This window comes from Bacillus sp. AC266, assembly GCF_979253805.1.
Genome location: NZ_CEEDEC010000002.1, coordinates 900,461 through 920,198, shown reverse-complemented (window position 1 = coordinate 920,198; position 19,738 = coordinate 900,461). Strand labels below are relative to the sequence as shown.

Sequence of the window (19,738 nt, the reverse complement as noted above, 5' to 3'; positions counted from 1 at the left end):
GTAAATAATATGAACTTAAAAGATTTAAAAAATAAACATATTAAGTATGACTGGAAAACTATTTTTATAGGCATCCAAGAAAATTATTTTAATAAAGACGTCATTTCCGATTATGCGGTAGAATTGATGGATATTGGTGATGAAAGTGAGTTTGTTAGTGAACTTGCATGGGGAGTATCTAGTGAAGATTTAGATAAGGTGATGTTAGAAATAAAAACTAATTATTTTCCTCAATTAGATGAAGAAAGCACAATGTTAGTAGAGGAGAATAGAAAACTAAGATTTGTTTGTTTATCTGAAATAAAAGAAAGATGTAAAGAAGATAATGAATTATTAAATGAAATTGCAGAGTTTTATGGAAATCATCACTACCCAGAAGATATGGTGAGTTTTGTTAATTATATGCCTCAAGAAGTCCCAACTACGAAAGAAGATCTGATAAATAGGTTTGAAAAATTTTTAAACTTAGAGAGATCGAGATTTAAATATGAATAAGGAAACATTAGGAGAATCAATAAGAAAAAAGCCGCCCAACAGGACGGCTCTTCTTTATTTCACATATACATAGGCTTTATTTACAATTAAGTAGATTTTATTTTACACAAATATCATTATACTAATCTAAAATTTCAAATGCATTCGTTAATGCTGAAGGTAAAGGGATTCCCATACGACCAGCATTTTCTAACAGTGATAGCAACTCATTTCCAATAAATAAAAAGATTGTTGCCTCACGAATAGCGCTATTTGTTCCCATAACCACATCAGCTTGTGAAGCCGCTGCTATTTGTAAAGTAGATCCATTTGAACTCGCACGCCGAAATTTTTTGCCAGTTATTATCGGCTTAATCGTCACCACTATCGTTGTGATGTTTATCCTGTAACGTAAGCAAGATAATACTTGCTTACGCCTTTTTAGGTTAAATATTGAAATATACTAACCTTCAAAAGGGTTTATTTATTACATAGCGAAATTATATTATGAGAGTAATTATTTCAAAACGTTTACGAGCAACAGATTACTTCAATTAGAAAAGGGGACATAACTATGAATGAATTGATTTTCGTCTTATTAATTTGTCCATTACTTATCTTTATCGTTTCTGTTATTGGAACGCGCAAGACGAAAACGTATTACGTAATGCCGATTGTAACGTTTGCTAGTTTTTTAATAATAGGTGTTATCGCCTTTACTCCAAAATTTTTCTTTTGGGTTGGCATGTATAGCATCTTCTCATTTATTGTTTCTTATATGACTCTATTGTTTGTAAGAGGATATGAAGTTGTAGAAAACGCTAAATAGTTATTAGCGAGGAGATTGTAATATAATTTTCTTTGATGTCGATGGAACCTTACATAAAATTTCAACAATTATATAAAAAGACGACCGCGTTCCCCCGCGGTCGTCTTTTTTCATGTTACGCTGTGATCCAAGCTTCATTAGCTGGATTTTTACGCCACTCTTGTAATTTTTTCGTTTCAGCTTGTCCGATCATACCTTTTTCTGCTGCAACTTCAGTTAATGCACTGTAATCACTTAAAGAATATGACGCTACGTTAGCTGCTTCTAATTTTTCTTTTCCTGACTCTAGCTCGTATGTGAAGATTGATACGATTCCTAGTACTTCACAGCCAGCTTCGCGAAGTGCTTCTACACATGTAATTGCACTACCGCCAGTTGAAATTAAGTCTTCTACCACTACTACTTTTTGACCCTTTTCAGCTTTTCCTTCGATTTGGTTCCCTTTGCCGTGACCTTTTGCCTTACTACGTACGTAGCACATCGGTAAATCCATACGATCGCTTACCCATGCAGCGTGCGCAATACCAGCAGTTGCTGTTCCTGCAATAACTTCTACAGTTGGGAAGTGCTCTTTAATTAACTCTTCTAATCCAGCTGCAATCGCTTGGCGTACTTTTGGATAAGATAAAGTTAAACGATTATCACAATAAATTGGTGATTTCATACCAGAAGACCAGGTAAATGGATCATTCGGTTGTAAAAATACTGCTCCAATTTCTAATAAATGCGATGCGATTTCTTTTTTCATACTGTTACACCTTCCCACTGTTGTTTTACTGTTTTATACGCTTCAAGCGGATTTTCTGCTTTTGTAATACTACGTCCAACTACGATGTAGCTTGAACCAAGTTCCCTCGCACGTTTCGGTGTTGCTACGCGCACTTGGTCATTTACATCATCGCTTGCAAGACGAATCCCCGGTGTTACTGTTACAAATTCATTTCCGCATACTTCACGTAATTTTGGAACTTCAAGTGTTGAACAAACAACTCCATCAAGTCCACTTTCTTTCGTTAATTTTGCATAATGAGCAACCGCTTCTTCTAACGTTTTCTCAATGCCGATCTCTTTTTTCATCATAGCTTCCGAAGTGCTTGTTAGTTGTGTAACTGCAATACAAATCGGTCTCTCTTTTCCTTCTTGCTTACCTTCCTCTAATCCCTCAATCGCAGCTTTCATCATACTGCTTCCCCCAGCAGCATGAACATTTACCATATCAACTTCTAGACTAGCTAGGCTACGCATAGCGCTTTTTACTGTATTCGGAATATCATGAAGTTTTAAATCTAGGAAGATCTTATGCCCTTTTTCTTTTAAGTACGTAATAATCGCAGGGCCTTCTTTGTAAAATAACTCCATACCAACTTTGACAAATAATTCTTCCCCTTCAAAGTGGTGTAAGAATTGTTCTACATCTTGTTTCCCTGGAAAATCTAGTGCAACGATTAACGACTGTGACATGTTTGCTTCCAGCTCCTTCCTTGACATTCCGAAATGTGATCAAATCCTAATTCATCTAGTAATGCTGGTAACTCCTCAATAATTGTCGGACATACGAACGGGTCTATGAAGTTCGCTGTACCTACTGCAACCGCGCTTGCGCCAGCATAGAAGAATTCAATTACATCTTCCGCAGTTTCAATACCACCCATTCCGATAATCGGAATGTTAACCGCTTGACTTACTTCATGTACCATACGAATTGCTACTGGCTTAATCGCTGGCCCTGATAGTCCGCCCGTACGGTTTGCTAAAATTGGTTGTGCAGTTTTTAAATCTAGACGCATACCAAGCAATGTATTAATCATCGTTAAACCGTCCGCACCCGCATTTTCAATTGCTTTTGCAATTTCCACAATGTTTGCCACGTTCGGTGACAATTTCACATATACCGGTACTTCAGAAACCTCTTTTACTCGCTTCGTTAAATCAGCAGCAATTTCAGGATTTGTACCAAAAGCGATACCACCCGTTTTTACGTTTGGACAAGAAATATTTAATTCTAGCGCATGAACATTAGGTGCCTTTGAAATTTCCTTCGCAACTGCTACATAATCCTCAGCTTGTGAGCCAGCAACATTTGCAATAATCGGAAGATCAAATTGCTCGAGAAAAGGTAATTCAGAATTCATTACCTTTTCTAATCCAGGATTTTGAAGCCCGATTGCATTTAGCATTCCGCCTGGTGTTTCAGCAACACGAGGCGTTGGGTTTCCATAACGAGGTTGTTCTGTTGTCGCTTTAATCATAATTGATCCAAGTACACTTAAATCATAGAACTGTGCATACTCACGACCAAATCCGAAGCAACCAGATGCTGGGATGATTGGATTTTTTAATGATAACCCTGGTAATTCAACTTGCAATCTGTTCATAGTACAACCTCCCCGATTGGAAATACTGGTCCGTCGCTACACACCTTCTTGTAAGAATGCCCACTCGGATCTGCTTGCAAATGGCATACACATGCGAAACATGCTCCGATACCACAGCCCATACGTTCTTCTAATGAAATATAGGCTTTTCTCTCCTTATAGCGTCCTTCTAATGCACGAAGCATCGCTAAAGGTCCACATGAGTAGAGAATGTCAAAGTCAATTCCATAGCTATCGATTACATCTGTTACAAACCCTTTTGTACCATGTGTACCATCAACTGTTGCAACATACGTATCACCAAGTTCTGCGAATTTCTCTTCATAGAAGACAACATCTTTCGTTTGGAAACCTAAGATGTGAATAACGCGTACTCCTTTTGCTACAAGACGCTGTGACAATTCATATAGTGGTGGTACACCAATTCCCCCACCAACTAATAGAGCCGTTTGTCCAGATTCCGCTTCTTCTACAGGAAATCCATGACCAAGTGGTCCTAACACATCTACAAGTTCACCTTGTTTTCTTTTCGCTAATGTTTTTGTCCCTTGTCCTTCCGCACGATATAGCATTGTAAATTCGTTCTTGTCTTGATCGACATTACAAATACTAATTGGGCGGCGCAGAAGGGGCGTAATGCCCTCTGCTACCTTAATGTGTACAAACTGCCCTGGATCGTTCATTTGCTGCACTAAATCCCCTTGAAGCACTAATTCGTAAATGTTTTTTGCGATTTCTTTTTGGTTAACGACGATCATATTTTGCTTTTGCATCATGCATGTACCACCTCGTGACGCTTCGTTTGCGTAATTTCTTTCATTGAATGAGCTGAGAATGTCATAGATTCTAATACTCTCAAGATTGCTCTCGTTGTATCAAGTGATGTTAAGCAAGCCACACCATTTTCTACTGATTCACGGCGAATGCGGAAACCATCACGCGCTGGTTGTTTTCCTTTTGTTAATGTATTGATTACAAACTGCGCTTTCCCTTGACGGATAATATCAAGTAAGTTGTAGTCTTCAGAATCAATTTTGTTTACAACTTGCACCGGAATGTTTTGTTCTGTTAGCGATTGTGCTGTTCCTGCTGTTGCTAATAAGTTATAGCCGATTTCATGGAAGCGTTTTGCAATTTCCAGCGCTTCTTCTTTATCTTTATCCGCTACAGTGATGATTACTGATCCGTGCGTTGGAATGTTAATTCCTGAAGCAACAAGTCCTTTATATAATGCTTTTTCAAGCGTTAAATCTTTACCCATTACTTCCCCTGTTGATTTCATTTCAGGCCCTAATGTTGTATCAACTGAGCGTAGTTTCGCAAATGAGAATACCGGTGCTTTTACATACACTTCCTTCTCTTCTGGGTGATAGCCAGTTCCATATCCTTGTTCTACAAGGTTTTGACCTAAAATAACTTTCGTTGCGATATTTGCCATCGGTACGCCTGTAATTTTACTTAAGAATGGTACTGTACGGCTCGCACGTGGATTTACTTCAATTACATACACTTCATCTTTGAATACTACAAACTGAATGTTTAGTAATCCAACAATGTTTAAACCTTTTCCAAGCCCAATTGTATGTTCAATAATTTGTTCTTTTAGTTTTTCAGATAAGCTCTGTGGTGGATATACTCCAATTGAATCCCCAGAGTGAACTCCAGCGCGTTCGATATGTTCCATAATACCTGGAATGAATACATTCTCACCGTCTGAAATTGCATCTACTTCAATTTCTTTACCAACCATATAACGGTCGATTAATACTGGGTGATCTGCGTGAACTTTAACCGCATTTTTCATGTAGTGCAGTAATTCTTCTTGACGATATACGATTTCCATCGCACGTCCACCTAGTACGTAAGATGGTCTTACTAATACTGGGTAACCAATTTTGTCAGCGATCGCTACTGCTTGCTCTACAGTCGTTGCTGTTTTACCAACTGGTTGCGGGATACCAAGCTTTGTTAAAGCTGCTTCAAACTTATCACGATCTTCTGCACGGTCTAAATCTTCAAGTGATGTTCCTAAGATTTTCACACCGTGTGCTTCTAATTTAGCCGCTAAGTTAATTGCCGTTTGTCCGCCGAATTGGACGATAACACCTTCTGGCTTTTCTAAATCGATAATGTGCATTACATCTTCGATTGTTAATGGTTCAAAGTATAATTTGTCAGAAATACTGAAGTCTGTTGAAACTGTTTCTGGGTTGTTATTAACAATGATTGCCTCATATCCAGCTTCTTTTATTGCCCATACAGAGTGAACTGTTGCATAATCAAACTCAACACCTTGACCAATACGGATTGGACCAGATCCTAGTACAACTACACTCTTACGATCTGTTACAATCGATTCATTCTCGTCACCATATGTGCTGTAGTAGTATGGTGTTGCAGATTCAAACTCTGCCGCACAAGTATCTACCATCTTATAAACAGGAGTCATATTGCTTTCTTTACGCATATCGTAAATTTCACGCTCTGTTTTGTTCCAAGCATTGGCGATGTAATGGTCACTGAAGCCCATTTCTTTCGCAGATTGTAACACTTCCATATTTCCTACATTCGCTTTTACTTCGCGTTCCATGTTTACGATATTTTCAACTTTTTGTAAGAAGAAGAAGTCCATTTCACACCATTCGTTGATTTCTTCTTTCGTTACACCTTGACGGATTGCTTCTGCTACAACGAACAGACGCTCGTCATCAGCCTTTATAATACGCTTTTTCATCGTTTCTTTATCAAGCTCTTTTAAGTGGTCTAACTCTAGGTGATAAACGCCAAGCTCTAAAGAACGAATCGCTTTTAATAATGATTGTTCTAAGTTACGTCCGATTGACATAACTTCACCAGTTGCCTTCATTTGTGTACCAAGTGTTCTGTTTGCTGATTCAAACTTATCAAATGGCCAACGTGGAATTTTTGAAACAACATAGTCTAATGCTGGCTCGAAGCAAGCGTATGTTTTTTGTGTTACTGGGTTTATAATTTCATCTAATGTTAAACCGACTGCAATTTTCGCCGCTAGCTTCGCGATTGGATATCCAGTTGCTTTAGATGCTAGTGCAGACGAACGACTCACACGCGGGTTTACTTCGATTACATAGTATTGGAAGCTATGTGGATCAAGTGCAAGCTGAACGTTACATCCACCTTCAATTCCTAATGCACGAATAATTCTTAATGAAGTGTTTCGTAACATTTGATACTCACGGTCACTTAATGTTTGGCTCGGTGCTACAACGATAGAATCACCTGTGTGAACCCCAACCGGATCGATATTTTCCATGTTACATACTACAATCGCGTTATCATTCGAATCACGCATTACTTCATATTCAATTTCCTTACAACCGGCAATACTCTTTTCTAATAAACATTGTGTTACTGGACTATGTTTTAATCCACCTGATACGATTTCAATTAGTTCTTCTTCATTATTACAGATTCCGCCACCTGTTCCCCCCATTGTAAATGCGGGGCGAACAATAACTGGATAACCAATTTCTTTTACAAATTCATGTGCTTCTTCCAGCGTATGAATAATCGTGCTAGATGGAATTGGTTCATTTAATTCCTGCATTAATGTACGGAATAAATCACGATCCTCGGCTTGCTCGATTGCTGATAATTTTGTTCCTAAAATTTCAACTCCGCACTCTTCAAGTATGCCTGATTTCGCAAGTTCAACAGCCATGTTTAGGCCTGTTTGACCACCTAATGTTGGTAGGAGTGCATCTGGACGTTCTTTACGAATGATACGGCTTACGAATTCTAATGTTAATGGTTCTATATATACTTTATCTGCTGTTGCAGTATCTGTCATAATTGTTGCTGGGTTAGAGTTAACAAGGATTACTTTGTAACCTTCTTCTCTAAGAGATTGACAAGCTTGTGTACCAGAGTAATCAAACTCTGCTGCTTGCCCAATTACAATTGGTCCTGATCCGATTACTAAAATTGTGTTAATGTCTAGGCGTTTTGGCATAACTCTTCCCCTTCTTTCTTGAAGTTTTCAATCATTGCTAAGAAATCTTCGAATAAATCATTTGCATCTTCTGGACCTGCAGAAGCTTCTGGATGGTATTGCACTGTAAATGCCGGGAACTTCGTATGACGAAGACCTTCTACTGTTCCATCATTTAAAGCAACATGTGTAATTTCCAGTTCTGTATTTCCAACTGATTCTTCTTCTACTGCGTAACCATGGTTTTGAGATGTAATTGCTACTTTTCCAGTTGCAAGATTTTTTACTGGATGATTTAAACCACGGTGACCGAATTTTAACTTACTTGTATTCGCACCAGATGCCAGGGCGAACAATTGATGTCCTAGGCAAATCCCGAATAAAGGAACTTTACCAATAATGTCTTTTAACATTTCAATTGCTTCTGGTACATCTTTTGGGTCCCCAGGTCCATTACTTAACATAATTCCATCTGGACTAAGGCGTAGAATTTCTTCTGCTGTTGTATTGTAAGGTACAACAATTACATCGCAATCACGCTTATTTAATTCTCGTAAAATACCATGTTTCATTCCGAAGTCTACAAGTACAACTCGGTGTCCACGGCCTGGACTTGGATATGGATCTTTTGTTGATACGCGTTTCACATGATCTGTAAAGACAGTTGCTTTCAATTGGCTAACGATGTCCTCTACATCCACATCCATATTGCAAAGACGTCCGCGTAAAGTTCCATATTGACGAATTTTTCTTGTTAATTTTCTCGTATCAATTCCTGCTAATCCTGGGATATTTCTTTCTTTCAAGTAATCATTTAGCGAAATTTCATTACGGAAGTTTGATGGGTGATCACAAATTTCGTTTACGATTAAACCATTTACAGATGGGTGAATTGATTCAAAATCATCACGGTTAATGCCGTAGTTTCCGATTAATGGATACGTAAATGTTACGATTTGACCGCAGTATGATGGATCAGATAAAGTTTCTTGATATCCAGTCATCCCAGTTGTAAATACAACCTCACCTGACTTTTCTATTTCTCCTCCGAAACCTTTTCCAATTAATACTGTTCCATCTTCTAAGATAAGTTGTCTTTTCATACTAATGCACTCTCCTTTTGCCATGCGATCTTACCACCAACGATTGTCATAACCGGCCAACCTTGGCATTTCCAACCTGCGAATGGTGTGTTTTTTCCTTTTGATAAGAATGTTGTTGGATCAATTTCTTCTTCTTGTTCTAAATCGATAATTGTAATATCAGCTGTTCTACCTTCTGTTAGGCGCCCTGCTTCTAAACCGAATGTGTCAGCTGGTTTTTCTGTTAAGAATTGAATCAGTTGCTCTAATGTAATGATTCCTTTTTTCACAAGGTTTGTATATAAAAGCGGGAATGCTGTTTCAAAACCAGTAATTCCGAACGGTGCTCTTTCAATCCCTTGCGCTTTCTCTTCTGCAGTATGCGGTGCATGGTCAGTTGCGATCATATCAATTGTTCCATCTAATAGTCCTTCAATTAACGCTGCATGATCTTCTTTTCCTCGAAGCGGTGGATTCATTTTAAAGTTAGGATCAGCCGATGGGATATCATCTTCACATAATACTAAGTGATGCGGTGTTACTTCTGCTGTCACCTTAATTCCAGCACGTTTCGCGTCACGGATTACACGTACAGATCCTTTTGTACTTACGTGACATACGTGGTAGTGACAATTTGCAGCTTCCGCAAGTAAGATGTCCCGGGCAATATGTACGGATTCACATACTGATGGGATACCGTTTAATCCGTGTTTCTCAGAAAACTTCCCTTCATGTACACATCCTTTATTAATAAGTGTGTTCTCTTCACAGTGTGCAACAACTGCCATATTTAATTTCGATGCACGCTTCATTGCAGCTAACATCATACTTGCATCTTGCACGCCTACGCCATCATCAGTGAAAGCAAACGCTCCAAGTTCTTTTAACGTTTCAAAATCGGTCATTTCAGAACCTGCTTGACGTACTGTAATTGCTCCATATGGTAATACATTTACATGTGCTTTTTCTTTAATACGCTTTTGCAGGTCTTCCATATGTTCTTTACAATCTGGTACTGGGCGTGTGTTTGGCATTGCGCAAATTGTAGTAAATCCACCTTTTGCTGCTGCAAGTGTTCCTGTTTCAATTGTTTCTTTATGTTCACCACCTGGTTCACGAAGATGAACGTGTACATCTACTAATCCAGGTGCGATTAACTTTCCATTTACATCGATTACTTCAGCATTATCTGCCGTAATATTTTCTGCTACCTTCGCAATTTTACCGTCTTGTACGAGAAGATCTGTTGCTACAATTGTTCCTTCTTCATTCATATAACGACCATTTTTAAACAAATAATTCATGTTTCATTCCTCCTAATACATTTGGTAATGCGCGTTTTAGTACAGCCATTCTTACGTAGACCCCGTTTTCCATTTGCTTGAATATGCGTGAGCGTTCACACTCGACAAGTTCACTCGCAATTTCAACATCACGGTTTACAGGGGCTGGATGCATAATAATGCTTCCTTCTTTCATACGTTTTTCTCTTTCAACTGTTAACCCATGTTGCTCGTGATACTCTTTCATAATGTCTGTTTCATAATGGTCATGACGCTCATGTTGTACACGAAGTAACATCATCACATCCACTTCTGGAACAAGTTCATCTAAACTCTTGTACGTTCCAAATGTGTTCTCTTCATCTTTCCACTCTTCTGGGCTTGCAAAGTAAATTGTCGCGCCCAGTTTCGTTAATGCTTCTGCATTAGAACGTGCTACTCGGCTATGACGAACATCCCCAACTATTGCAATCTTCAAACCTTCAAATCTTCCAAACTCTTGTTTAATTGTTAGAAGATCGAGTAGACATTGCGTTGGATGATTTCCACATCCATCTCCAGCGTTCAAGATTGGGATATTCACCTGATCTTTTAATTCATCGAAGTAACGATCTTGCTCATGGCGGATGACTACCGCTTTTGTTCCGATTGATTCTAGTGTTCTTATCGTATCGTATAAAGTTTCTCCTTTTTGTACGCTAGATGCATCTGCGGAAAAGTCTAATACTTCAAGTCCTAATCTCTTCTCAGCAACTTCAAAGCTAAATCTCGTCCTCGTACTATTCTCAAAGAACAAGTTCGCAACAAATGTTTGCTCTGTCGTTTTTCTCTCTTTTCCATTCGCGAAATCTTCTGCGTCTTTTAGGATTTCTGAAATTTCTTGTTCCGATAATTCACTCATCGTTAACAAATGGCTCATCGTCATCCCTCATCTTTCTGTTTTTTATGATAACACCATTGAATTTATATAACAATAACTGTATAAAAATACCCTAGTCTTTGAGACTAGGGTGCGTTAAAGTAGCCACCCTTTTCTATCTCACAGGACTGAATTAAAAGGTTATTTTTATGAAGCAATCTGCTTAGATTGTTTTGTTTTATTTGTTTGTTTTGTCTCTGGTAGTAGTAGATTTAATAGTACACCTACAATTGCTGCTAGCGCCATTCCTTCTACTTGGAACGATTCACCTACGTGCAGTACCGCTCCGCCAATACCGATTACTAGTATAACTGATGCAATCATTAAGTTTCGTTTGTCACCTAAGTCTGTTTTATCGTCTACCATCATACGTAAACCACTTGATGCGATTACACCGAAGAGTAAGATTGATACACCACCCATAACTGGTGTTGGAATCGAATGAATCAGTGCTGAAATCTTCCCGATAAATCCAAACATGATTGCGAACACTGCTGAACCGATGAATAAGTATACACTGTATGCTCTCGTAATTGCTAGCACACCGATGTTTTCACCGTACGTTGTATTCGGTGGTCCCCCTATTAGTGATGCGATCAATGTTGCTATCCCATCACCGAAGATTGAACGATGTAAACCTGGTTTTTCAATTAAATCTCTTTTAATAACATTTCCAAGTACAATTTGATGTCCGATATGTTCTGAAATTGTTACAAGTGCAACTGGCACCATTAAGAGTACAATTTTCCATGAAAACTCCGGAGTATATGTTACAAACGGTACTGTGAAGTCTGGTATGACAAACCATTTTGCCTCAGCTACTGGCTTTAAATCTACTAGCCCTTGGAAGTAAGCGAATATATACCCGCCGATGATTCCAAGTAGCACTGGTATGATACTGAAAAATCCTCTCCCGAATATGGAGCAAATGATTGTAATTGCTAATGTTACTAATGCTACTGAAAAGTGTGTAATGCTATACTTACCATCCGCACCGTTCATCGCCATGTTCACTGCTGTATGTGCTAAAGATAAACCGATTACCATTACGACTGGCCCAACTACGATTGGCGGAAGTAATTTCATAATCCATTCTGACCCAGATTTCTTAATTCCGAGTGAGATTAAGATGTACACAAGTCCCGCAAGCATTCCTCCAAGCATCGCTGCTCCAGGTCCACCTGCTGTTTTTGCTGTAATAATTGGTGCAATAAAGGCGAATGATGATCCTAAATATGCTGGTACTTGACCTTTCGTTATTAGAAGAAACGCTAGCGTTCCTAATCCACTTGATATTAAAGCTACTGATGGATTCAGTCCTGTTAAAAACGGAACAAGCACTGTTGATCCAAACATCGCGAACAAATGTTGTATACTTAATAATAACCATTTTCCCGGTTTCGGTACTTCATGAATGTCTAACACTGGCTTTTGCTCCATTGTTACATCCTCCTTCAGTTTTAATTTTTGCAATAAAAAAACTCTTTGTGCCTGTGCACAAAGAGTCCTACACTTTCGTATGCCAAATTTGACATATGAAAGCCAAGACCCTTTGGCAGCCTCACAGGACTACATTTAAAAGGGCTTTACTTATCGTATATGCTTACTCGATCTTGTTGATCTGTCTCTTGCAAATCAACTTCGATACGCTCTTCACTAGATGTTGGAATGTTCTTTCCTACATAATCAGCGCGAATTGGTAATTCACGATGACCTCTATCAACAAGAACAGCTAATTGGATTTGTGATGGTCTACCTAAATCCATAAGAGCATCCATTGCTGCTCGAACTGTTCTTCCTGTATATAACACATCATCCACAAGGATAACTTTTTTCTTCGTAATATCTACAGGAATATCAGAACCTTTTACAAGTGGTTCTTTATGTTTCGATTGTAGTGTTAAATCATCACGATACAACGTAATATCTAACTCTCCTACTTCCATCTCTTTTCCTTCAATTTGACCAATTCGTTCTGCCAAACGTTGTGCAATAAAAATTCCACGTGTTTTTATTCCGACAAGAACACAATTATCGACACCTTTATTTCGTTCCACGATTTCATGACTAATTCGTGTTAAAGCGCGGCGAATCATTTGGTCATCTAAAACGACAGCTTTCTCTTGCATGCTCTACACCTCCAAGTTTTTTTCTTGCGTGAGAGTAATGGTATAAAAAAAGTCCTCTCAGCGTGTGCGAGAGGACTTTTGAAAAAAGGGTACAACATACCCTAAGTATTTCAAACCGTTACCTTCTCAACCTCACGGGGCTGTGTTAAAGGATCATTATTTAACTGTTGTCAGTATCTCAGTTTTCTTATGATTTGTCAATACTATTTCCGTAAAATATTTAGCGCTTCTTCAAACACTTCTGGAATCGGTGCCTCAAACTCAATATATTCACCAGTACGAGGGTGATCGAAACCTAAAATCCCTGCATGAAGTGCTTGTCCATTCATATCTAATGTTTTCTTCGGACCATACTTTGGATCCCCTGCAAGTGGATAACCAATATATTTCATATGAACACGAATTTGGTGTGTACGTCCCGTTTCTAAGCGGCATTCTACAAGTGTGAAATCCTTAAATCGCTCTAACACTTGGAAATGTGTAACTGCATTCTTACCATTTTCATCAACAGTCATACTTTGACGTTCTTTTTTATCACGACCAATTGGAGCGTCAATTATTCCTTTATCATGTGGAATTACACCATGTACAATCGCTTTATAACGTCTTGTTACCGTTTTTGCTACAAGTTGATTTACAAGTGATTCATGCGCCATATCATTTTTAGCAACCATTAATAATCCAGATGTATCCTTATCAATACGGTGTACTATACCAGGACGCATTACACCGTTAATACCTGATAGGTCTGTACAATGATGCATAAGTCCGTTTACAAGCGTACCCTTCGTATGCCCTGGTGCTGGATGTACTACCATGCCACGCGGCTTATTTACAACTAGTACATCGGCATCTTCATAATAAACTTCTAAATTCATATCTTCCGGTTGAATATCTAACTCTTCTGGCTCGGGAATTGTTACTGTAATTTCATCATTTCCTTTTACTTTATAATTCCCTTTAACTGATTTCCCATTTACTGTCACAACAGCATCTTTAATCCATTGCTGCACTTGTGAACGTGACCATTCACTGTTTATTTCTGCAACGAATTTATCAATTCGCTCGCTTTTTTGTTCTTCTGCAACTGTTACTTGTACTACTTCACTCATTCAATTACTCCTTCGCTTTCTTTCCTTCTAATACTGTTTGAATAATAATTAATACAACTCCAATACATAATGCTGAGTCAGCTATATTGAATACCGGATAGTTGTACGAGAAAATATACACGTGAATGAAATCCACTACTTCTTGTCTAAATACACGATCAATAAAATTGCCAATTGCTCCGCCTAAAATTAGACCTAATGAAATACCTAGAAGCTTGTCCGTTTTCGCATATTTTTTCATATAAAATACGATAAATGCTACGAAAATGACTGTAATAATGTAGAAAAACCACATTTTATTTTCTAAAATACCCCAGGCAGCTCCTCTATTTCGATGAGATGTTATGTATAATACATTATCGATAATCGGAATGCTCGTACCCAATTCCATGTTCTTTACAATTAGCCACTTCGATATTTGATCGATGGCAATGACAAATAACGCTATTACATAATATATCATTTTCATTTCCCCCACAAAGACAGTGTACCTCAAAATTTTAGCATAGCTGCTACCTTTTCACAATGAACCTTTGTAGAAGAATAAAATAAATTAAAAAAAGGTAACATAATATCGTTGTGCGTATTTCATACATTTACCTTTTCATAGAAAAATTCATGAATAGTACGAGCAGTCGGCATTGTTTTCATTTGTTTTGTAGAAATCGCTCTTCCAGTTTCTTCACAAATACCGTACATATCTATTTCCATTTTAAACAATGCACGTTCTACATCTTTTAAATCCTCTTTTATATCATGTAATAGCAATTTTTTCTTTGTCTCTTCCTTTATTTCGTATCCAAGTTCTTGCCCAAATTCCATATAGTATGTGTGCATTACTTCTTTCGCCAATCTATCTTGCAACTCTTTTCTCATCAATTGTAATTCTTCTTTTATTTCCATATAAATTTCATTCACGTGTACATTCCTCCCAGCTGCAATGTACAATTAGTGTGTCCGAAATTTCCACGCTTACCTCACACACATTTTTCCTTCATAGGAAAGAGAGTGAAAGTTATTTTGATATATCATCAACAAAAAACTGACTGCTATTATGAGCAGTCAGCTTTTTTTCATTATTTTACATAATTTTCTTTAACAACCGTTGCACAACGCTCACATAATGTTTCATGTTCTGCATCTTTACCAATTGTTTCTGAAACAACCCAACAACGTTCACACGTCTCACCTGTCGCCTGTGCTACAACTACAGCTGTATGCTCATACTTTGGTGCATCTGTTGGTGCTTCTTCAATTGTACCACCAAGTTTATACTCAGAGACGATGAATAATTGCTTTAAGTCTTCGCTAATAGACTCTAACATAGCCTTCATTTCTGCAGTCGGATATAGCGTAATGCTCGCATTTAATGACTTACCAATTACTTTCTCATTACGAGCTACTTCTAACGCTTTTAAAACGTCATCACGTAATGTCATAAATGCATCCCATTTTGCTCTTAACGCTTCTGAACCCTCTACTTCTGTAGCTTCTGGCATATTAGTTAACTGTACGCTTTCTTCTTCTGCACCAGGAACATATGGCCATACTTCATCAGCTGTATGAGGTAAGATTGGCGTTACAAGTTTCGTTAATGCAACAAGAACATCATATAATACAGTTTGAATTGCACGACGATCCGCGTGATCTGCACCTTCAATGTATAAAATGTCTTTTGCAAAGTCTAAGTAGAATGAACTTAGATCAATTGTACAGAAGTTGTGAATTGCATGATATACAGCAGCAAAGTCATATGTTTCATATGCATCTTTTACTTTTGTAATTAAGTCATTTAACTTCACTAACATGTAACGATCTACTTCACGAAGTTCAGCTACCGCTACTGTATTTTCACTTGGATTAAAATCATCTAAGTTTCCTAATAAGAAACGGAATGTGTTACGGATTTTACGATACACTTCTGCTACTTGTTTTAAAATATCATCTGAAATACGTACATCAGATTGATAGTCAACAGAAGATACCCATAAGCGTAAAATGTCTCCGCCTAATTGATCCATAATTTTCTTCGGTACGACGATGTTTCCAATCGACTTACTCATTTTACGTCCGTCACCATCTAGTACGAAACCATGGCTTAGTACGCCTTTATACGGAGCTTTACCAGTTACAGCAACTGCTGTTGATAATGAAGAGTTAAACCAACCACGATACTGGTCAGATCCTTCTAAATATAAATCAGCTGGACGTTGTAAGTCTTCGCGCTCTTCTAATACCGCTTGGTGAGAAGAACCTGAATCGAACCATACATCCATGATGTCTGTTTCTTTACGGAATTCACCATTTGGGCTACCTGTATGTGTAAATCCTTCTGGTAATAAATCTTTCGCTTCACGCTCGAACCATACGTTAGAACCGTGCTCACGGAATAAATCTGCTACATGATTAATTGTTTCATCTGTAATAATTGGATCACCATTTTCTGCATAGAATACAGGAATTGGCACACCCCATGCACGCTGACGAGAAATACACCAGTCACCACGGTCACGAACCATATTATGAAGACGAGTTTCTCCCCATGCTGGTACCCATTTTGTTTCCGCAACAGCTTCTAATAATTCTTTACGGAACGCTTCAATAGATGCAAACCACTGCGCTGTCGCACGGAAAATAATTGGTTTTTTCGTTCTCCAATCATGTGGGTATGAATGCGTAATGAATGCTAGTTTCAGTAACGCGCCTACTTCTTCTAATTTTTCCGTAATTGGCTTGTTAGCTTTATCATAGAATAAGCCTTCAAATCCAGGTGCTTCATTTGTTAATACACCTTTATCATCAACTGGGCAAAGTACTTCTAAGCCATACTTTTTACCAACAACGAAGTCATCTTCCCCGTGTCCTGGTGCTGTATGAACACAACCTGTACCTGCATCTGTTGTTACGTGCTCTCCTAGCATAACTAATGAGTCACGATCGTAGAATGGATGTTTTGCAACTGTATACTCAAGTTCGCTACCTTTTACCGTTTTCACAACTTCAGCATTTTCCCACTCTAACGTTTTTGCAACTGTCTCAAATAGTTCAGAAGCGATGATATATTTCTCATCATTTACTTTCACAATAGCATATTCAAGTTCTGGGTGAACAGAAATACCTAAGTTTGCAGGTAACGTCCAAGGCGTTGTTGTCCAAATAATGTATTTCTCATCACCTTCTAATACGTTCTTTCCATCTTTTACAGGGAATGCTACGTAAATAGATGCTGATTTTTTATCTTGATATTCAATTTCAGCTTCTGCTAAAGCTGATTCACTTGTTGGAGACCAGTAAACTGGTTTTTGTCCTTTATAGATATAACCTTTTTTCGCCATGTCACCAAACACTTTAATTTGTTGTGCTTCATAAGCTGGCTCTAAAGTAATATATGGATTATCCCAATCTGCACGTACACCTAAACGCTTAAATTGTTCACGTTGACGTTCTACTTGCTCATATGCATACTCTGCACATAACTTACGGAACTCAGCAACTGTCATTTCTTTACGCTTTACACCTTTATTTGTTAAAGCTTGCTCAATTGGTAAACCGTGTGTATCCCAACCTGGTACATATGGTGCACAGTATCCAGTCATTGATTTAAAACGAACAATAAAGTCTTTTAACACTTTATTTAGTGCGTGTCCCATATGAATGTCACCATTTGCATATGGAGGTCCATCATGTAGTACAAATAAAGGACGGCCTTTCGTATGTTCTTGTACCTTTTCATAAATATTCATTTCAGCCCATTTTTCTTGCATTGCAGGCTCACGTTTCGGTAAATTCCCACGCATCGGGAATTCTGTTTTTGGCATTAGTAATGTATTTTTGTACTCCATGCTCAATTCCTCCTTAAATATATAAACGACAGACCTTAAAAAAGGGAATAAAAAAGAGACCTCTCATCCCCAAAAAGGGACGAGAAAGTCTCCCGCGGTACCACCCTAGTAGACCATATACAAATGCATAAGGTCCTCTTTATATTCTTAACGCGAATATACGCCTACGCTTACTAAATTTGTTCAGCGCGGAACTCCAGGGTGATATTCCCATTATCTCCTTATCCTGAGCTTACACCATCCTCAGTTCGCTATATAAGGTATGAAAAAGGTACTTATCCCTATCTTCGTTTTTCTTAATAAATATGCTGTTTAAAATTATATGTAATAATGAGAAAAACGTCAAGCTTACACTGTTTCTTCTTTTTTCAACAGTTCGTCCACTTCGTCTTCTAATTCAATTAGTTTATCCCAATCATCGTTGTTTAACATTTCAAGTTGTGTTTCTAATAACATACGGAAACGAGTTCGGAATACTTTCGCTTGTTTCTTCAACTCTTCAATATCAAAAGCAACTTTTCTTGATTTCACTAACGCTTCATTAATGATACGATCTGCATTTTTTTCTGCTTCACGTACAATTAATTTTGCTTCTTTTTGTGCATTACGCTTCACTTCTTCAGCAGCTTCTTGTGCGACAATGATAGATTTGTTCAGCGTATCTTCAATATTAGAAAAATGATCTAACTTTCCTTCTAATTGTGCAACCTTTTCTTCTAAAGCTTTTTTCTCACGAATGACTAATTCATAATCTTTGATGATTTGATCAAGAAACTCATTTACTTGATCTTCATCGTAGCCACGAAACCCGCGACCAAATTCTTTGTTATGAATATCTAATGGTGTTAACGGCACAACGCCACCTCCAAGTAGTTATCTAAATTTCCTCTTTCAATTATATCTTTTCTTCGACAAAATAAGAGAATTTCCTTCTAAAAAACCAATCATTTTAGTATACCATACAAAACTCTCCATTTGTCGCGCTTCGTTTTACCTTCTACAGAAAATAATTTACTTCGTCCATACCCTCTAACCGAGAAAACATCCCCTGGAAAACATTCATACGAAGTTTGCTCTACTGTTTTCCAATTGACTTTTACTAAGCCACCTTTTATAAGAGGCTGTACCTTCTGCCTAGATATATGTAGCATTTCAGCTAATAAAACATCTAGACGAAGTGACGAAACAGTCCCAGATTTTTCTCCCCATTTTTCACCTACACGCAAAATTTTCTCTACTTGTATAGGAGAGAGTGTGACTTTCATTTTCCCTATTGATTGTAAGTTCATTTCAATATACGATACAACTTCTTTGGCAACTGCAATTTGGGCACGGTCTTCTTGAAGCAAAATATCACCACATTTTTCCCTTGTTAAACCAAGCGACATGAATGCACCTAATATTTGCCTATGTTCTAGCGTAAAAAACTTGGAAGGATAGTCAATTTCTAATACTTCTACTTGAAATTCCTCTTCATTTAATTCTAGATAATCTGGATAAATTAGTGCTCTTTTCCGTTCGGCTTCAGGCATCGCACCATCAAACCGTACAGCTACATCTCCTTGCCCTATTACCATAGAAACAATTTGTTGCTGTCTTGGATCAAGAAAATCTGTTAACTTGACTTGATGGTACTCAGCAGCCTGTTTCCACTCTAATACTTTATCCACAAAGACCTCTTCATCAGGTCTAAAATGCTCATAGATGCTCATGTATTTAACCT

General features: G+C 37.9%; 18 protein-coding genes, 2 pseudogenes and 1 other annotated feature. Of the genes and pseudogenes, 3 read left to right on the top strand and 17 right to left on the bottom strand.

All coding sequences use genetic code 11. The features are described from left to right. The first annotated feature begins 9 nt into the window (after window positions 1–9). A complete protein-coding gene (locus AC0IXC_RS12450) occupies window positions 10–495 on the top strand; it encodes a DUF2247 family protein (RefSeq protein ID WP_193651961.1) in 486 nt (161 codons plus the stop codon). 121 nt (window positions 496–616) lie between these two features. Here AC0IXC_RS12450 and AC0IXC_RS12445 read toward each other — a convergent pair. After that, window positions 617–793: pseudogene (locus AC0IXC_RS12445) on the bottom strand (phage holin family protein); the annotation flags it as partial. On the opposite strand from AC0IXC_RS12445, the pseudogene AC0IXC_RS12440 reads away from it, so the two are divergent. Further along, window positions 777–884: pseudogene (locus tag AC0IXC_RS12440) on the top strand (MFS transporter); the annotation flags it as partial. The pseudogenes AC0IXC_RS12445 and AC0IXC_RS12440 overlap by 17 nt on opposite strands. A gap of 164 nt (window positions 885–1,048) precedes the next feature. After that, complete coding sequence (locus AC0IXC_RS12435) at window positions 1,049–1,303, top strand: YbeF family protein (protein ID WP_087985066.1); 255 nt, start codon at window positions 1,049–1,051, stop codon at window positions 1,301–1,303. Window positions 1,304–1,418: 115 nt separating this feature from the next. On the opposite strand, the gene pyrE is transcribed toward AC0IXC_RS12435, so the two are convergent. The 16 genes from pyrE to AC0IXC_RS12355 all read right to left on the bottom strand — a co-directional run bounded on the left by pyrE (window position 1,419) and on the right by AC0IXC_RS12355 (window position 19,727). Then, on the bottom strand, window positions 1,419–2,051 hold the full coding sequence (gene pyrE / locus AC0IXC_RS12430; RefSeq protein WP_000711457.1) for an orotate phosphoribosyltransferase: 633 nt from the start codon (window positions 2,049–2,051) through the stop codon (window positions 1,419–1,421). Next, a complete protein-coding gene (gene pyrF, locus AC0IXC_RS12425; RefSeq protein WP_097830931.1) occupies window positions 2,048–2,764 on the bottom strand; it encodes an orotidine-5'-phosphate decarboxylase in 717 nt (238 codons plus the stop codon). Before pyrF ends, pyrE begins: the two co-directional genes overlap by 4 nt. Beyond that, complete coding sequence (gene pyrD, locus AC0IXC_RS12420) at window positions 2,749–3,678, bottom strand: dihydroorotate oxidase B catalytic subunit (protein ID WP_471652925.1); 930 nt, start codon at window positions 3,676–3,678, stop codon at window positions 2,749–2,751. The genes pyrF and pyrD overlap by 16 nt, the downstream gene beginning before the upstream one ends. Further along, complete coding sequence (gene pyrK, locus AC0IXC_RS12415; RefSeq protein ID WP_002088239.1) at window positions 3,675–4,454, bottom strand: dihydroorotate oxidase B electron transfer subunit; 780 nt, start codon at window positions 4,452–4,454, stop codon at window positions 3,675–3,677. Before pyrK ends, pyrD begins: the two co-directional genes overlap by 4 nt. After that, window positions 4,451–7,669: a carbamoyl-phosphate synthase large subunit gene (gene carB / locus AC0IXC_RS12410; RefSeq protein WP_002165154.1), complete on the bottom strand. Its 3,219-nt coding sequence runs from the start codon at window positions 7,667–7,669 to the stop codon at window positions 4,451–4,453. Before carB ends, pyrK begins: the two co-directional genes overlap by 4 nt. Continuing rightward, window positions 7,654–8,751: a carbamoyl phosphate synthase small subunit gene (locus AC0IXC_RS12405; protein WP_002121861.1), complete on the bottom strand. Its 1,098-nt coding sequence runs from the start codon at window positions 8,749–8,751 to the stop codon at window positions 7,654–7,656. Before AC0IXC_RS12405 ends, carB begins: the two co-directional genes overlap by 16 nt. Further along, window positions 8,748–10,034 carry a dihydroorotase gene (gene pyrC / locus AC0IXC_RS12400; protein ID WP_033707133.1) on the bottom strand — a complete coding sequence of 429 codons (1,287 nt, stop codon included), beginning with the start codon at window positions 10,032–10,034 and terminating at the stop codon, window positions 8,748–8,750. The genes AC0IXC_RS12405 and pyrC overlap by 4 nt, the downstream gene beginning before the upstream one ends. Continuing rightward, a complete protein-coding gene (gene pyrB / locus AC0IXC_RS12395; RefSeq protein ID WP_002128846.1) occupies window positions 10,018–10,932 on the bottom strand; it encodes an aspartate carbamoyltransferase in 915 nt (304 codons plus the stop codon). Before pyrB ends, pyrC begins: the two co-directional genes overlap by 17 nt. A gap of 147 nt (window positions 10,933–11,079) precedes the next feature. Continuing rightward, the gene (gene uraA / locus AC0IXC_RS12390; RefSeq protein ID WP_002014712.1) at window positions 11,080–12,372 is read right to left on the bottom strand and encodes a uracil permease; all 1,293 of its coding nucleotides are present in this window, start codon (window positions 12,370–12,372) and stop codon (window positions 11,080–11,082) included. A gap of 146 nt (window positions 12,373–12,518) precedes the next feature. After that, window positions 12,519–13,061: a bifunctional pyrimidine operon transcriptional regulator/uracil phosphoribosyltransferase gene (gene pyrR / locus AC0IXC_RS12385; protein WP_001156489.1), complete on the bottom strand. Its 543-nt coding sequence runs from the start codon at window positions 13,059–13,061 to the stop codon at window positions 12,519–12,521. A 203-nt stretch (window positions 13,062–13,264) separates the two neighbouring features. After that, window positions 13,265–14,173 carry an RluA family pseudouridine synthase gene (locus tag AC0IXC_RS12380; protein WP_002033761.1) on the bottom strand — a complete coding sequence of 303 codons (909 nt, stop codon included), beginning with the start codon at window positions 14,171–14,173 and terminating at the stop codon, window positions 13,265–13,267. Between the two features lie 4 nt (window positions 14,174–14,177). Further along, window positions 14,178–14,636 (bottom strand): lipoprotein signal peptidase LspA, encoded by a 459-nt coding sequence (gene lspA, locus AC0IXC_RS12375; RefSeq protein ID WP_002128849.1) that lies wholly within the window; start codon window positions 14,634–14,636, stop codon window positions 14,178–14,180. A gap of 125 nt (window positions 14,637–14,761) precedes the next feature. Next, window positions 14,762–15,091, bottom strand: a complete 330-nt coding sequence (locus AC0IXC_RS12370) for a TraR/DksA C4-type zinc finger protein (protein WP_002014715.1) — start codon at window positions 15,089–15,091, stop codon at window positions 14,762–14,764. 158 nt (window positions 15,092–15,249) lie between these two features. After that, on the bottom strand, window positions 15,250–18,015 hold the full coding sequence (gene ileS2 / locus AC0IXC_RS12365) for an isoleucine--tRNA ligase (protein WP_471652924.1): 2,766 nt from the start codon (window positions 18,013–18,015) through the stop codon (window positions 15,250–15,252). A gap of 72 nt (window positions 18,016–18,087) precedes the next feature. Continuing rightward, window positions 18,088–18,312: a binding site (T-box leader), on the bottom strand. A gap of 51 nt (window positions 18,313–18,363) precedes the next feature. After that, window positions 18,364–18,870 (bottom strand): septum site-determining protein DivIVA, encoded by a 507-nt coding sequence (gene divIVA / locus AC0IXC_RS12360; RefSeq protein WP_001131609.1) that lies wholly within the window; start codon window positions 18,868–18,870, stop codon window positions 18,364–18,366. 89 nt (window positions 18,871–18,959) lie between these two features. Next, window positions 18,960–19,727, bottom strand: coding sequence for a YlmH family RNA-binding protein (locus AC0IXC_RS12355; RefSeq protein ID WP_002033759.1), 768 nt, complete (start codon window positions 19,725–19,727; stop codon window positions 18,960–18,962). Window positions 19,728–19,738 lie beyond the last annotated feature (11 nt).